The 16,930-nt window shown below is 34.4% G+C and carries 13 protein-coding genes and 1 pseudogene; 2 read left to right on the top strand and 12 right to left on the bottom strand.

All coding sequences use genetic code 11. The features are described 5' to 3' along the window. The first annotated feature begins 85 nt into the window (after positions 1-85). Together GQR45_RS13620 and GQR45_RS13615 are read left to right on the top strand one after the other, a co-directional pair. Complete coding sequence (locus GQR45_RS13620; protein WP_165725710.1) at positions 86-1,099, top strand: IS110 family transposase; 1,014 nt, start codon at positions 86-88, stop codon at positions 1,097-1,099. A 417-nt stretch (positions 1,100-1,516) separates the two neighbouring features. Beyond that, a pseudogene (locus GQR45_RS13615) lies at positions 1,517-2,350 on the top strand (UDP-2,3-diacylglucosamine diphosphatase). 25 nt (positions 2,351-2,375) lie between these two features. Here GQR45_RS13615 and GQR45_RS13610 read toward each other — a convergent pair. From GQR45_RS13610 to GQR45_RS13555, 12 genes are all read right to left on the bottom strand, one after another. Continuing rightward, positions 2,376-5,435: an ATP-binding protein gene (locus GQR45_RS13610; protein WP_165726218.1), complete on the bottom strand. Its 3,060-nt coding sequence runs from the start codon at positions 5,433-5,435 to the stop codon at positions 2,376-2,378. Between the two features lie 184 nt (positions 5,436-5,619). Then, positions 5,620-5,832 (bottom strand): hypothetical protein, encoded by a 213-nt coding sequence (locus GQR45_RS13605; RefSeq protein ID WP_010552728.1) that lies wholly within the window; start codon positions 5,830-5,832, stop codon positions 5,620-5,622. Then, the gene (locus GQR45_RS13600; protein ID WP_165726217.1) at positions 5,829-6,623 is read right to left on the bottom strand and encodes a hypothetical protein; all 795 of its coding nucleotides are present in this window, start codon (positions 6,621-6,623) and stop codon (positions 5,829-5,831) included. Before GQR45_RS13600 ends, GQR45_RS13605 begins: the two co-directional genes overlap by 4 nt. 89 nt (positions 6,624-6,712) lie before the next feature. Then, a complete protein-coding gene (locus GQR45_RS13595) occupies positions 6,713-7,876 on the bottom strand; it encodes a hypothetical protein (protein WP_165726216.1) in 1,164 nt (387 codons plus the stop codon). Positions 7,877-7,957: 81 nt separating this feature from the next. Continuing rightward, complete coding sequence (locus GQR45_RS13590; RefSeq protein WP_165726215.1) at positions 7,958-8,362, bottom strand: hypothetical protein; 405 nt, start codon at positions 8,360-8,362, stop codon at positions 7,958-7,960. A 29-nt stretch (positions 8,363-8,391) separates the two neighbouring features. Beyond that, entirely contained in the window at positions 8,392-8,814 is a 423-nt protein-coding gene (locus GQR45_RS13585) for a hypothetical protein (protein WP_165726214.1), read from the bottom strand. Between the two features lie 20 nt (positions 8,815-8,834). Continuing rightward, positions 8,835-10,889, bottom strand: a complete 2,055-nt coding sequence (locus GQR45_RS13580) for a hypothetical protein (protein ID WP_165726213.1) — start codon at positions 10,887-10,889, stop codon at positions 8,835-8,837. Positions 10,890-11,322: 433 nt separating this feature from the next. Further along, the gene (locus tag GQR45_RS13575) at positions 11,323-12,042 is read right to left on the bottom strand and encodes a hypothetical protein (RefSeq protein ID WP_165726212.1); all 720 of its coding nucleotides are present in this window, start codon (positions 12,040-12,042) and stop codon (positions 11,323-11,325) included. A gap of 76 nt (positions 12,043-12,118) precedes the next feature. Further along, on the bottom strand, positions 12,119-12,586 hold the full coding sequence (locus GQR45_RS13570) for a hypothetical protein (protein WP_165726211.1): 468 nt from the start codon (positions 12,584-12,586) through the stop codon (positions 12,119-12,121). 29 nt (positions 12,587-12,615) lie between these two features. Next, positions 12,616-14,166, bottom strand: a complete 1,551-nt coding sequence (locus GQR45_RS13565) for an IPT/TIG domain-containing protein (RefSeq protein ID WP_206008647.1) — start codon at positions 14,164-14,166, stop codon at positions 12,616-12,618. 249 nt (positions 14,167-14,415) lie between these two features. Further along, a complete protein-coding gene (locus GQR45_RS13560) occupies positions 14,416-15,930 on the bottom strand; it encodes an OmpA family protein (RefSeq protein WP_165726210.1) in 1,515 nt (504 codons plus the stop codon). 302 nt (positions 15,931-16,232) lie between these two features. Beyond that, the gene (locus tag GQR45_RS13555) at positions 16,233-16,928 is read right to left on the bottom strand and encodes a hypothetical protein (RefSeq protein WP_165726209.1); all 696 of its coding nucleotides are present in this window, start codon (positions 16,926-16,928) and stop codon (positions 16,233-16,235) included. Positions 16,929-16,930: the final 2 nt, after the last annotated feature.

The raw sequence follows: 16,930 nt of genomic DNA, 5'->3' as shown, positions 1-16,930 counted from the left end.
TAACCTGATGTAATGGTCTCCTCCCTATACGGCATCTATGTGCCATGATTAAAGTGGTTACAATAATCAAAGGGAGAAGACCAAAATGAAGATTACAACAATTGGTTTAGACATAGCAAAAAGATTTTTCCATGTGGTGTGCTGCAATGAACAAGGGCGCTTAGTTAAAAAGAAAATGTTAAAGCGTGCGCAAGTGTTATCTTTTTTCCAACAACACACTACGTGTTTAGTTGCTTTAGAGGCCTGTGCAACTTCTCATTTTTGGGCTCGAGAAATCAGAAAATGTGGTCATCAGATTAAGCTTATTCCACCTCAGCATGTAAAAGCCTTCTTAGTTGGCAATAAAAATGATTATAACGATGCTTTAGCAATTAGCGTTGCTTCAAAACAACATCATATTAAGAGTGTCTGTATAAAATCAGTTGAGCAACAAGATAACCAAGCACAGCACAAAGCGAGAGAATTAGCGGTCAGACAAAGAACGGCACTATGCAATCAAATCCGAGGCTTAACTGCTGAATACGGAATTATTTTAAATCAGGGTGTAAACACAATACGCAAAAGTATCCCCCTAATTTTAGAAGATGAAAATACCGGATTATCAGGCGCATTTAAAGCGGTACTAAAGCAGTTAGAAACACAATTGAGTAACTTAGACAGCTGCATTGAAACTTACAGTACATTAATAGTTGAAACAGCAAAAAATAATGATATTTGCCAACGGATCCAAACAATACCTGGATTTGGTCCTATGGTATCAAGCGCCTATTTCAATGAAGTTGGAAATGGCAGTAACTATAAAAGAGGCCGCGATGTTTCAGCGTCTTTAGGTATCGTTCCGCGTCAACACAGTAGTGGCGGAAAAGATACTTTACTTGGGATAAGTAAGCGAGGAAATAGCTACTTAAGGTGCCTGTTGATCCAAGGAGCAAAAGCTGTTGTCTCAAGAGCAAAAACGAAGAATGATAAATTAAGTCAATGGATAAACCGACTGGTTCAAACTCGAGGGCATAATCGAGCATGTGTAGCTTATGCCAACAAGATGGCGAGAATGGCTTGGGCTATTAGCGCTTCAGGTGAGAGTTACTCACCCGTATAAATACTCTTCAAAGAATTGCGTAAGTGGCTAAAACGATGACATAACAGGTCAAACCTGCATATTGAAAACCTATAGAGTTCAGTGGTAGTAAATACCGATAACCTGATCAGGACAATATGCGCGGATTACATCAAGGTCAGAAGTAATAATCTTCACTAAAAGACCGTATATATGACAGCAAACCTGTCCCTGCTATCGTTGAATGACACCTTGCAATACTGGAGGAGACCATATATGAACTCTGGATAATAAATCTATCTCGAGCAGCTATTTTCAGCGCTAACTGCGTTGAATTTACTGAAAATCTCTGGCTAGAGAAAATAAATTTAAATATCACTATGATTCAATACCTTAGTAAATCTCTTAACCAGAGTTCAGGTTATTTAACTATTACACTCGATACTTTAGGGAATGAAAATGAGTAATGGCGCAAACACTAAGAAGCAACACTACCCTACTATTTGGATATCTGATGTTCATTTAGGTTACAAAGACTGTAAAGCAGATTACTTACTCGATTTTTTAAACTCGGTAGAATCCGATACACTTTATTTAGTGGGTGATATTATTGATTTATGGTCAATGAAACGTCAGTTTTATTGGCACCCTTCGCATTATCAAGTATTAAACTCTATACAAAAAAAAGCAGCTAGCGGTACACGCGTCATTTATATTCCCGGTAATCATGACGAAACGTTTAGAAACTATATAAATCAAACGTTATTTGGTATTGAAATCCACCAGCAGTTTATTCACACCACTAAAGCTAATTAGCGTTTTTTACTCGTACACGGCGATGACTTTGATTCCGCGACACGCTATACCAAACTTATTAGTATCGTGGGTGATGCAGGGTACGACTTTTTATTATTTTTAAACCGCTGGACCAATCGTATTCGAAAGCTATTTGGTGGTAATTACTACTCGCTTGCATCATGGATAAAAGCTCGCGTACACAAAGCACGTGAAGCGATTAAAGCCTTCGAAGATGCCGCAATTCATGAAGCTAAAAAACAAAACGTAGACGGTATTATTTGTGGACACATTCATCATCCCAAAATAAAAGTGGATGACGGAATTATATACTGTAACGATGGAGACTGGATTGAGAGTTGTACGGCGCTTGTAGAGCAGCAAGATGGAAAAATTGAATTACTACATTGGTCAGACACACAAACCGTACTCGATAGCGCCGACATAACAAAGTTAAATATATCAACTGATGCTAAACCAAAAAAATCAGCTGCATAAGCAGCTGATTCTCAATTAATAACTATTAACTTAGCCAGGTGATTAACTTATCTTTCAGCGTTAGTGGCTTGATTGGTTTAGTAATATAGTCGTTCATGCCTGCAGTTAAACAACGTTCTCTATCACCTTCCATCGCACTTGCTGTCATAGCAATAATAGGTATGTAAGTGTAGTCTACCCCGGCCTTACTATTTCTGATTTCACTTGTTGTATCGTAGCCGTTTAAATTAGGCATTTGGCAATCCATTAAAATAACATCAAAAGCTTGCTCTGTGTTTTCTCTCAATGCTTCTAATGCTTCTACACCGTCTGATGCACAGGTGATTTTTACTTTTGTACGTTTTAAAATCGCCTTAGCTACTTCAATATTAATCATATTATCGTCTACTAATAATATATGATAAGCAGATAGGTCTGGCTCTACTTGTTCTTCTGTTAAGCCTTTTGGTGGCGCTATAATACAATCATTACTAGCACCAAATAAGCTGGCTAACTTATAGCTAAATTGATCTTGGGTAAGCGGTTTATTTAGAATGTGGCTACCCTCAGGTAATATCATTTTAGTCGGTTTATCGGTCACCATGTCGCGTAAAATTAAGACGTACTTTTTATTAAACTGCTTACAGTAATCAATTAACGCATCAATTTGAGGATGCTCATCGTCAATCAATAATAAGTCAGCCTCAAACTCTTTATGCTCACTAAAGTAGTCGAGTCTTACAATGTTTTCTGCATTTACTTTACAGGTTAGTAGCAATAAATCGCACACGTTTTTATAAACGTTATCGCGCGCTATTAATGCCGCTACGTTAATACTTGTAGCAAGCTCAATACCTGTGTTTAGTTTTTTCTCTTGTGCTACATGTAGCTCAACTGTTGCGGTAAAGGTACTACCAGCACCCTTTTCACTTATAACCGTAATATTACCACCCATTAACTGAGCAAGTTTTTTACATATAGATAAGCCTAAGCCTGTACCACCAAAATGACGGGTTGTACTTGAATCTTCTTGTGTAAACACTTCAAATAGTTTGTCTATGTTCTCTGGCGCTATACCAATTCCCGTGTCTTTTATTGTAAAGCTCATTAATAACTTTGAGTCGGTAATGTACTTAGAGCCGACAGTTAAACTTACTTCACCTCGGTGAGTAAATTTAAATGCATTATTAACTAAGTTAATTAAAATTTGTTTAAGTCGATGGCTGTCGCCAATAACCATTCTGTCTACTACATCTTTTGTATCTAAGAATACTTCAAGACCTTTGCGCTGGCCCTGTAACGCTAAAGAGCTAATCATATCGCTACATACTGTAACAACATCAAATGTATGATTATCAATATCAAGCTTACCCGCTTCTATTTTAGAGAAATCGAGAATATCGTTAATCAAATTCATCAGAGAGTTAGCACTGCTATTAGCTAATTTTAAGTAATGGTATTGTTGTTCACTTAAGCCATCTTCTTTGAGCATTTCAAGCATACCCAAAACGCCATTCATCGGTGTGCGTATTTCGTGAGATATATTTGCTACAAAGTCACTTTTTGCTTGGCTCGCTGCTAATGCTTGATCAATTGCTCGCTCTAGCTCAACAGTCCTTTGTGATACTTTTAGCTCTAAAGTACTGTTTAAGCCTTCAAGCTCTGATTGAGTATTTTTTAATGAGCTAATATTTCTTAAAATAGCCGCTACCTGATAACGGTTATTGTAGACATCAAAAATACTACTGAGTGTAATTGAAAAGTATTGTTTGTTGCCATAACCATCTGTGTAGATAGCTTCAAACGGCATTTTTGATCCGTTTGAAATAGTCTCTTCTATACAGTTATTATCGGCTTCATTTAAGTTAAATAAAGAAACAAAGTCAGGGCTAGTGCCTGAGATTGAATTACCGAAAACCTCTTTAGCTGTATTATTAAAGTGAACAATTTCGCCGTTTTGCTCAATTGTAAAAATAGCATCCAAAGAATTTTCTATTACTTTATTGTTTTGCTCTTTTAGAGAATTAATTAACAACTTACGGTTTATAAAACGTTGGTATAAAAAGGCAATAACTAAAAATACGCTAAAGAATACCACTAGCATTGCAATAAAGTTTTGACGCCTTTCGTTCACCTTTGCAAACAACGTTTTAGTATCAACACTTACACCAAGCTCTAAAGGTAACATCGCAATATCACCATCAAGCGAAATACGCTTTTTTAACGTGTAAGCAATTGGGTAATTACTTAGCGGTAAAGTGCCCTGCTCTGCCATTGTGCTTGCAATGGAAAATTCTTCAGTCCATGTTTTTGATTTATTAAATTCAAAACCGAAGCGTAATTGAGGGTTTGGATGATATAAAAATTCACCTTCATTATTCATTAGGTAAATTTGTGTTCCTTGTGGAGATTCAACCGTTAAACTTTTTATTAATTTATCAGCAAAGTAGTTAGTGACTAATATTGCAAAAATTTTATTTTTTTCATCAAAAACAGGCTTAGCTACACGAAAAGTACTTATATAAGGTTCTTGTATCTGCCCATTTTCACGGTTGTAGTTAATTGGAGAAATATAAACACTTTTATTATCGAGCATACTCGCTTTTATCATGTAATCGCGTTGGCCTTTCTTTTGTAATTGCAGGCCTTGCAGTCGATTAATTTCTCCGAGTTGATTTCTATCAACCCTGACAACTTCTTGTCCACCATCTTCGAGCGTAATATAGCGAGCCTGCAATATACTGTCATCAGTCTGCATAAAGCCTGTAAAAATACTTGCTAAACGCTCCTGCCAAATATAAATGGGTGTTCCAAGAATTGGATCAATCAGTTTATTTTCTTTTGCGCGGGTAATACCTTGAATAGGAGGAGTTGCATCTAAAAAGCGGATTGCGGTAACACTATCTTTAAGGTGTTTTTTTAGTGAAAGGCTTTTTGTTTCAAGCTCACGTTTTAATTCTATTTGAGCTGAATGGTAAACATCACTTCTTACTTTTTGATCAAACAAATACAGAGATGGTAAAGCTATAAGAACAAATATTATTGTTGCAACGAGCATTAGTCTATTATTTTTTGTCACATTCAAAAAATTATTCCTTTTTAACATTTATCTTCACCATAAAATTCTACTCGCTATATTATAGAGCATTAATGGCTAAAAAGGACCCCAAAACTAATTAGTTATCGTTATTAATTTTAATGTTTTTACATATTAAAGTACTAATGTATTACCTAAAAAGCTGTATTTGCAAAAGGTTAATTCAAGATAAACAAACGTTGAACCTAAAGGATTATTTAGGAATGCTCTGATTGTTCAGACCTTCTTTCACAACAAATATGACTATAACCATGCAGAAAATAAACCCTCCTCCTATACAGATATAGTTGATTATTGGATTAGACTCAGTATCAAGAGTCATTGCTAAGAGCCCATAACTCAAAAGCATTAAACCAATAAGTGACGCAGCCATTAATCTAATGAGTTTTTTTGTGGTTTTTTTCATTCTATTACTCCTTGTTCCCTAGCAATACTCTCTAAATTCTTCAAAAATTGAACCGATTCATTAGTTATGTCCTTAATCATAAACTGAGGCTCTATTTCAACTTCGCTTTCATCTATTACACTGTTACTAACAGTCTTTAAAAAAACAGCTTTGCCTTCATTATGCAATGATATTTCAGTCGGTATTTGATTTGTGTCGTACTTAAATTTACGCATAAAATCTATTAAAGGCACATCTAAAAAACCAACAAAAGCTTTTCCAAAATAAGTATCTTCTCGTGCTCGTTTTAAAAGCCAAGTATATTCAGCAGATGATAGAAATTGGTTTGGGAATGAGCTCGTTTTTACTGTTTGGACTTTTTCATCATCAAAATACCCTATAAATACGTTTTCTCCTTCATTTTCGTAAGCGATATAATTATTAGGGTCGTTTTTAGGTTCTAAGCTCATTTCATAAATTTGTTCTTTAGTAAACCCTGGCGCGTGTTTCATCATATCAGTAAAAGCTTTATCACTATTTTCTTTATTTAAAGCATAATCTAATCTGTATGCGATATATTTTTGATGATCTAAAATATATTGACCATCATCTTTAATAGTCATTTCTGTAAAGGTTTTATTTGGCAAAACATAGTCTGTACGGAGGTATTTATCGGTGACTTTTATTTTAATGTATGCAAAATGATTTAACTCTTTAGTGACTTGATAATTAAGTGTTAGGTTATTTTGTGCGTGTGCATAACCACACAAACTTGCGGTAAGAACGACTATAAATTTGAATATATTTTTCAAAACTTTATCCTTAAAAGTTAGCAACCTAAAAAACGGCGTTACCACGCTGCATTGAACTGTAATCAGCGCCTATACTAAAGTACCTATCATTAAGTAGATATAATTTTTGGCAGGCTCATAACAAGTATAATGAGTATAAACAAAAAAACGAATAGCCCTACGTGAAGTTTAAATGGGTAAACCATTTGGCTTGTTCTGTCTAACGATACTGGATATTTATATTTTAATAATGAAAACACAAGTGTTTTACTATCAACACTCCAATGAGACAGTGGGATACTCTGCCCCTTTGTTGTATTAAATACTAGTGAGATTAAATGCGACCTTTTAGTTGTTCTTCCAATTGATCCTTCAACTGAGTCGTAATCGTAATTCCATTTAGCCTCAATGCTAATAATATCCTGCTTAGTTAGTGTGCGCGGTGTTTTATCAGTAAATAATAACGCGGGTAAATAAAGTTCATCATCATCTATTATTATGGAGCTTAAGGGCGCTGTTTTTATAAAATAGTATTTATTACAAATAATTACCCTAGCAAAATAGTAGCTTGCATAAGTTATAACTAAAAATGCAAAAGAAGGTTTCCAGTTTTGTGATGAGAACGCAATAAATAGCGAAAGCAAAGCAAAACACACTACGATGAAATGAACTAAGTTTTTCTTACTATCAGGGAGTGGTAGCGCGCATCTAAGTATAGGAATATTATTTTTAGCCTCAGCATTACCTAAAATAGTATTTTGTGGGAATATTTTTGAAAATTTGTTTACTGTTGCTGAGTTTGTTTTTTCAGCCTCGGCCTCTTCACGTTTAGCAGTATAAACGCGCTCAACGGTTGAAAGCTTATTCACTAATAGCTGCGCTTGTTTAGCTTGGTTAAAACACCTAAACGTGTAGGTACTAAGCTTGCCTTCTGCTGAGGTGTAATTAATATAAATCACACTAATGGCTTTATTATCTTGGCATGAAATTGTTTTAATCGTGCTAGTGTCAATGGTATGGTGACTAAACGTAAAGATTTTTTTCTTAAAAAAATAAGCAGCAAAATTTACATCAATTTGATTATGGTGTTCATCAAATTTTAATCGGTGTTGAAACATCAAAAGCGCAAGAATGAATAAAACATCAAGCCCATCACTTGTATCAAAAATCAAGCCTTGACTTAAAACACCTAGTACAAGCCCTGCTACAGTTAACCAAATGAATAGCCATTTAATCGTTTCTAATAGTGATTTTAATATAATTGAATTAGCCAAAATTCCCTCTTTAAATAAAAAGAGTATGCTTAGTTACATACTCTAATAACATGTAAATACTTAAAATAGTCAAAAAGCTAATTAACTAGATGCAACAATGATTATCCAACCGTCTTCTTTAGTATATTTAAAGCCACAACCATCTGACACTAAGTTCTTTTCGTCATATTTAGCCTCAATTTTAACTTGAGCTAAAAGAGGTTTTGTCTCTGTTGATAATTTTTGAGATACAACCTCAAATTCTGGGTTTGATACATACTTTTGAAACTTTTCTGACTTTTTATTTAAGTATGCAATAGCGCGTTTTTTTTCGTCTTCCGAATCTTTAAAATGCTTTGGTACAAAAGACATCAAGGTATCAATGTTTTTATCAGCTTTTGCTTGTCTAAACTCTTCGCATTTTTTTATAAATAATGGGTCTTGATTATCCTTGGCAGGCAAATTTACGTTAGATTCATCAGCAAAAGTAGCTGTGCTTAGTAACATAATGCTAGAAAGGGCTATTAATTGTTATTTCATTTTAAATCCTTTGTTAACGGGACAAATAAAGGGGACGTTGTGTAAATATTAAGCTTGTCACTTTTATTGTTTTGCTCTGTAGCAGTAGCGTCCATTGTAAATTCAAAACCGCCCTCCACTGGTTTCCAAGTAAAACTGTCTACATCAGGAGGACCAGATAAAATTAGCCCCTCTTTATTAATACATGCTAAACCTTTTAATAAGCTTTCTTCGTTTTCTAGCGCCCACAAGTCCTTTCCCATTACAGACAAGAGGATGGTGCAACTATGCTTACTACTTTCTATTTCTACATCATATATTAACATGTCACCTGATTGAAACTTAACAGAATTTTTAACAACAGCCGTTACTGAATGGGAATCTACACACCCTTGCAAAACTAATGAGCTGAGCAATACACACATGGTTTTTTTTAACATAACGTTCCTTTTATATACTCTTAATTATTATTTTTACGTTCACTTTTTAGCTTTTTATATAAATCATCTGCCACTGCTGTGGCCTTCCCAATAATGTTATAAGAGTCATCTTTTAAAAATGCGTCAAGCGACTCTTTCCGCAAATTTTCTTCGTACCAATCTTTAAACACTTTGTATGATGCTAAATCACTTATTTTATTTTTTAACTGCGGCACGTCGTCAACTTTATTTTGATACCCAAAAGCACGTAAAACAAAAGATTTAAGCGTACTATCAACACTTAGCTCTATTTGACTATCGTCGGCTATGTAGCTTTGGAATAATCGAATACCGTCTTTGTAATAAAGAGAAATATATTCAGTGCTTGAGCTTATTTTTACCTGTTTGTTATTAAGGGCATTAATGTCATTAAACTCTCCGTCTAAATTATCTACATAAAAAGGCCCATTAATATTTAAGTAATCTGGTATAACAACCTTTAGCGATATAACTTGTTCTTTTTTGATACTTGAGTAGTTACTTTTACCATATACATTTTGTAAGCTAAACCAGCCTGTACCAACATCGCTAGGTACAATAAAACTAGCATTAGTATCATTTATATAATCCAACTGTATTGTTGGGCCATCTGCAAAAACTAATGAAGTTCCACTCTCTAATTTTTCACCTATTATTAGTGCTTTATCGCCTTCAACTACATTTCTAGACGGGATATCTGTAATGATTGGTGTTTTTGGATGTAGTAACGTCGCATTAATACTATTGGTTTTATAGCCATCTATAGCTAGAAAAAATGTAATTGGTTCGCCACCTAGGGCAACCTTTGGATAATTAGGTATAAAAAATTCAATTTTACTATCTGATGTAATCGTCACTGGTAAATTAACGACTGGCTGTTTGTCGTCCCCTTTTAAAATTACCAGATGTGCCACATTACCTTTTAAGTTTACTGTGTTTAAATTAGCAGGAAAAAACGGCCTAACTTTGTTAATAAATACTGCTTGTTCACTATGGGAATATGTTGCAGAGCTAATGGCCGGGGTATTTGATGGGTATAAGTTACTTATTTCAATTAGTTTTTGTAGTGGCTGCGGATCATTTTCATCAAACAAATAGTCACCATCGTCGTCAGTATCTAAAAAATTAGGGATGCCATCACCATCAAGATCATAACGAATAAATTCAACTAAGTTTAATTCTTCTGAATCTAGAACAGCATTATTGTCACTATCTGAGTCAATAAAGGCTGGTATTTTATCACCATCTAAATCGTAGGTTGATTCTATATCATCAGTAATACCATCATCATCGCTGTCTAAATCATGCCAGTTTGGAGTACCATCACTGTCGACATCATGACTAAAGCTAAAGTTAGCTGTATAAATATGGTACTCATTTCCATCTGGTATTTTATCATCATCTGTATGTTGCCCGAGGTAATTCATTCCTAAGGCCTGCTCTTTATTGTTAGGAACCCCATCTTTATCAATATCAATAAATGCATGTACTGTATACGTAAAGCTATCTGCTCCTAAGTTGTTTCTATCAGTAATACTTAAATTATATTCACCCGCTTGCTTAGGTGAGAAAGTAATAGCTTGACCGACTTTACCAACGTGCTTAATGTTTGTTGGTATAGAAGAAATAACATCACCATTATTATTAATGATGGTTAAAGACGGTGTGAAACGCTTATCATCTTTAAAAAGTATAAACGTCACTGATAAGTCTTCAAACAGCATTGAGTTGGGGATGTTAAATTTAAAATCATCTATATCTACATTTTCAGAAATAACCCCCGCAGCTTTAAAAGGTATATTCCCAACTGGGTTTGCTTGGCCAACGTTATTATTAAACTCTTGTTCTTGAACAACCAAGATTGTGGTTTTAGCAGCATCAAACGGATAATCATCCTGCTGATCAGGTACGCCATCACCGTCATCATCTTTATTTTGCCATGTACCTATATATGCGGATGATTTAACTGTTTTTGCATGAACGTGTGTTGTATATGTTAGCGTGCTAAAAGCGCTGCTTAAGCTCAATAACGAGAGGTAAAATAAGGGTATTTTCAAGAATCCATCCTTGTTGGTTTATCCATAAAGCATTTACAATTATAAACTGTACCTAATTTATATAAAGTATGCAATTCAATCAAAAATGATTTTAGAGTAATCAACTATATATGCTTTAAGAAAAATTAAAGCCTAAAGTTTTTAAACCCGAAAGATCTAATATGTCTTTTTTGTAAGGCTATTATAAAATAGTACTATTAAGCCGTACATCGATAAAAGTCCGCCGCCAACCATCAACCCAAACGTAATTATTTGTGAGAATTCAGGCTGAATTGCAAACCGGTACAGTCCTATACTTAATAACGTAATTCCTAGTACGGCAATTAAAATAATACTCACAAATCCTTTAATCATCACATTCCCTTTGTTTTAGACTTTGTGTGCTTATGAACACTTTTTACATAATCATCTAGGTTAAAAATTTCTGCTTGAGCTAAAAAATTGCTTTCAAATACCCTGCCCCTAGCCAATATAAGTAGAGACCTATCATTACAAAATTTCCACCCATTGACATAACTCGCATCAAAATAAATACAATGCTGCCCCCGCCATCGGTAAGGCCATACTCGTAACTCACGGGGTAGTCAAAATAAATGCACAGATAAAGCAAGTTTAATGTTGCGATGGTATTTGGCTTGATTGTATAGCGTTTATTGTTTTTTAAAACCACAACCGCTTGAGAAATGTGTGATCGTTTTTCTTGATAGCCTTGCCCGTTTGAGCGCATATACCCGTAGCTAAATTGTATGTAATCTATATCGGCTTTTGTCATAGTTAGCTGTTGCTGTTTAAATAATGGCTCGGTAACTATAGTTAATTCATCTTTACTTACTTCAAACGCGGCCTTGTAATTAAAGCCATACCTTTGCCAAATTAACACCTTTCGTAAAAACCATACCCCTAGAAATAAAGGAATATATATAAAAAATAATCCGCTAACCCAGTCCTCTTCAACCCAAACATGGCTATACAATGCAAGCGCTAACAATGCGATTGCAAATAAAAACTCAATGCCTAAATTTAGCCTAAATAATTTAGTTACTACCGGCATAGTCATTTTACTCGTGGGAGTGAGGGCGTCTTTTTCTGGTAAATTTACGAGCCTAAACCAGAACTTATCATCTAATTGTATATCTAACTTTTCGCTTTGCATTAATAATCTCAACAGTAAATTATAATAAAGAGCATGTAATATCAATTACATGCTCTTTATTTTTAATATGCACCAACTAATCTTGCAGTAAATTAACCATATACCACTTGCCGTCTTTTAGGCCAAAACGGCATTTGTTATACACTGTGCGCTGCTCTTTAAGTCTTTTATCATAGGCATCGAATTTGTAATATATAAATGCTTGTTCTGTATATCCCCACCTTTCATAAGTTTCTTCAACAACGTTATACTTAGTATCCTCAGAGTAGTTAACAAGCTTTGATTCGACAATACGAAAGTTTTTTATACCATCGTACTCTTTTCCGAAATATTTTTTATGTGTACTGTCAATCAGTTTTGTGATTTCCTTATCAGCATTAGGAATATGATCAACGGGTGTAAATAGTTGCCTAAATAACTGTTCATCTTTATTTTTTACTATTTCTACCGCTTTAAAGCAGTTTTCTTTTGGGGTTGTTAAATCAAGCTCTGCTTGGCATGTAAAGCTTGCTAACAACGACAGTGGAATTAGGTATTTATTCATTATTTATCCTTAAAATATTTGGGCCTGAGCTATTCGATTGAGAAGCTAGCCGTGTTACTTTTTCCAAACTGGTTACTTACCCAGTAGCGCCAGCCACTTAGTTGGCGTGGCGTTTTAACTTTAATAGTTTTTTCATCTATATAAATGCTATTAACAGTCACATTATTAAAATGAACAACCGTCTGCTCATTAAAATTTTCACCTATAAGAGTGATTGTTTCTCCAGCACTGATACTTCGCTTTTTAGTGCCTAAAAGTGGGGTTTTACTCTGGTTAACTTCAATTGGTAGGGCATCAGTAATAACCTCATCATGAGCTAAATATACATAAGCCTCACCTACCTTACTTGGCAGCTCTACACTTATATATGTTTTGCTTGCTTCAATTCTAGCTATGGTAGGTTTTAAGTTAATAAGATCATCAGGGTATTGAAAAACAAGCACCAAATTATTTGCATCAGCAGGTAAACCGCCTACTTCAAACTCTACTTTATCCCCAGCTCTAATAAAGTCTCGAATAGAGTGCCCTTCTAAGGACATATTATAAACCCAGCGAACAAGTAAACGATTTTGATTAGGCCCTGTTAATTTAACAGTTTGAGATTTTTTACGACGTTGCGTATCGTAAATATCTAATATTAAATCGTCGTCATCATCTAAATCTAAGTGATCTAATTTTCCATCATCGTCAAAATCAAGTGAATAGTTAAAATCACCAATTTCCTTTTCATCATCTATGCTATTACCATCAGCATCACGGTCTATATAATTTGGGAAGCCATCTTTATCTAAATCTTCAATGCCTTCTATTTTATCAGAGAAAGAATCATCGTCAGAGTCGATATCTTGCCAATTCGGTATTCCATCACCATCAAAGTCTATGTAAGTACTACTATTTAATAAAACGTGCTCTAAACCATCTAAAATACCATCTTGATCTTGGTCATTCTTAATAAGGTTACTGCCAAATGCACGCTCCTTCTCATCATCAAAAGCATCTACATCCTCGTCATAAAATAAAACCATACTGTAAGTCAAATCAGGTCCGCCTGCGTAATTATTATCCATTACACTTAGTTGATAACGACCTGCATCAAACATATGAAAGTTAACAATATGCTTTCCAAATTTCTTATATTCGCTAATAACATACTTACTAATTACTCTCCCCTCTGAGTTTGAAACATAAACTTGCGGGTCAAATCGTTTAGCTGCACTTTCGAATACAGCAGTGACCATAGTTTCATCATCAACGTTAAAACCATATAAATCCCCTTTGTCTGTTCTTGATGAAATAACGCCCTTAACTTTAAAACCTTTACCAAGCTCTACTGGAGTTGCAACAGATGGGTTATCGTTAGGTTCTTTTTCAAAATAAACAGGGTATTGCGTTTTACTCGCTTCAAACGGGTAATCGTCTTGCACATCTGGCACACCATCACCGTCTTCATCTTTATTTTGCCACGTACCTATATGGGTGGTTGGCTGGATATTTTTTGCATGTGAATTTGGTGTATAGGTTAGCGTGCAAAAAGCACAGCTAACACTTAAAAGCGAAAGATATATTAGTGGTGTTTTCAAGAGTCCATCCTTGTTTAATGATCCAATTTTTATAATTTAGTGCCGATAACGCTAAAAGCTAAGAAAGATGTGTATTAAGTACTTATATAATAAATACTTACTTTACACATCCTTTAGGTTAGCATAGTGCGCGTGGCTGTTTTCCAACTAGTGAAAACGTTATCTATCTTTATTTTTAAGCACTGCAATAATCACCAAGTTAGCTTTTTAGTATTAGCTGAGTTGGTTATATTATATTTTTAAAATACATTAATTTGCATCAGACAGCCGCTGAACTAGCTCAACACGACGGTTAAGCTCTCGCCCTAATTCATTTTTATTAGTCGCTGCTGGTGAATAAGGCCCAACGCCTTGAGGGATTAACCTTGTCTTGGCAATACCATAGTCAGCGATTAACGCTTTAACTACTGCATTAGCCCTGCGTTTAGAAAGAGCTAGATTATATTCTGCAGAACCTTTGTCATCTGTATGCCCAACTACATACAAACTCAATTTTTTATTTTTTTCAAGAACTTGCGCTATCACATCTAAAGATTGCTTAGATTCAGGTTTTATAACTGCTTTATCATAGTCAAACAGTACACCATAAATAGACGCTTTACCCTTTTGCTTGAGCTGCTCTAGTACTTTATCGCTATTTGTTTCTATTAACCCCGTTATTAGTGGCTCGGTTCGCATAACTAAAAGCTGAATACGAGAATCACCTTTATAGTTGCCGATGAAAAACGCTACGTAAGTACTCCGCCCCTCAAATGTGCTTTTCATAACTTGGTATCGAGATTGATTCCTAAAATTGTAAACACTTTTTAAAGCAATGATATCACCTAATTTTTTTAAATCTTCTTGAGCTAACCTATCATTGGAATTGTTACTGCAAGTATTTTTTTGGCAAGTGAAAACAGTTTCAAATCCTTCCTTTACTAAAGCGCTAAAGTAATTGTGATAAATTTTAATAGTTGACACATTTTTCACAACATAAGTAATTTGTGTTAGATCGCCGGTTACATCAAGCATTGGAATCTTTTTTGTCTTATTATCTACAATACCAACAGGCAGGCTGAATTCTTCATAATCAACCTGTTTGTAATCTTCAATATAACTGCCTGGATAACGACTGATTAACGGGTGGTCAGCCGACCCACCTTTATCTTTGCGAGGAGAATTTATTACTTTTTTTGAGTTATTTTGTTTTTTAAATTCATCAAAATCAGCGGTGATAAGGCCTGTTTCAATCTCTTTTATATCCACAGTTGTTAATAAAACTCGTGTGAGGTTTTCATATTGTCCTACGAATAATGAAATTGCGGCTTTAAGTTGGTCACCTCCCTTTGTAGCGAAAATATAATGAGGTTTATAGAACTGGCTACTGGGATCAAAATAACTAGATTTTTCAGCTAATCGCTTTTTATCGCTTCGTCTATCACCTGAATAACACTCACTTAAAGAACATCTGTAAATCACGTCAAAGCCCGCATCTTTTAATGCGCTTTCATAATTTTTTGTAACCTTAAACGAAGCAACGTTTCTTATCGTATATTCATAATGAGCTGTATCACCAATAAATTTTGCGAACTCAAACTGCTTAGATTTTTCTGCTTTAGGATCAAACTTTGTCATTAACTGAGTTTCTTCACCCGCTAGAGTAACTGAATCTTCTAATTTTGCTTTTGGATACGGTGACAATAATGGCTTTGCTTGTACATTTGATACACCAATTAGATAAATTATAAATATTTGGAGTATTTTTATAACTTGATTGTTCATTAAAATTCCTTTTATAGTTTCGGCTCTAAAAATTAGTTTATTTAAAAAACGTTAAATATTCTAATATTTTAACTCGTAAATTAAAACTTAACATATTGGTATGCATGAGTATTTTTTATAGTACAAAGCTAATGTAAATAGCTTTGTAAAGTCACTCATATCCGCTAGCTGTTTCTTAATTAAGTACTCATATTAACTTGATTGGAGCTAGGTTTATAACTCAACATGAAACCTGTTAAGTTACATAGCTAATTTAACTGGTTTCCACAGCGATTTTAAACACTCTAATATTAGTTACTTGCTTAAAACTCAAAAAAGTACATCGCTATTACAGGGAAGTTAGCTAAAATGCCAGAAACGCGTAAGAATAAATAGCCGATACTAGAGCCTCCTCCTTCAAATGATTTTTTATAAATCAATGGGTAATCAAAGTAATACAACAAATACAAAACATTAAACAACCCCACTCTATTAACGTTCAACTCAATCTTTTCGCCTGTTTTTAGCTTTATAAAAGCCCTATTTAGCGCAGTATTTACTTGAGTTTGTGTATCAGACACTTGATTGCTAAGGTTATAATTAAATATTACCGACTCGATATGATCCCTTTTGAGTAATCTGCTTTGCTTTAATGAATCATTTACAAATGGGTTAACTTTAATTTGCTCTTTGCTTATGGTCATTACTTCTTTTGAACTAAATCCAAACTTGCGCCATATAAGAATACGTTTTAAAAATAGGGTACCAATAAGAAGCGGTAAATAAACAACTAAACTAGCTAAGCTATAGCTATCAACTAACCAAAGTCCGGCCACCAATGAAAGCGTAATTAAAGCTACGGTAAATAATAACTCTATTGGAAAAGACAAATGACATAATAAACGCAATAAAGGAAGTTTAATTTCACTCGTAGGGCTTAACGTATCCTGCTCTTTAAAGTGAACATTTTTAAACCATTTTTTATCTTCTAGGCTGGTTGGCTGTTCATTGTTAGTCATAG

The sequence above is a fragment of the Pseudoalteromonas sp. SA25 genome, from assembly GCF_011378705.1.
Classification (GTDB): Bacteria; Pseudomonadota; Gammaproteobacteria; order Enterobacterales; family Alteromonadaceae; genus Pseudoalteromonas; species Pseudoalteromonas arctica.
Note: the sequence above shows the minus strand (reverse complement) of the source record. Positions and strands in the feature narration are given on the sequence as shown.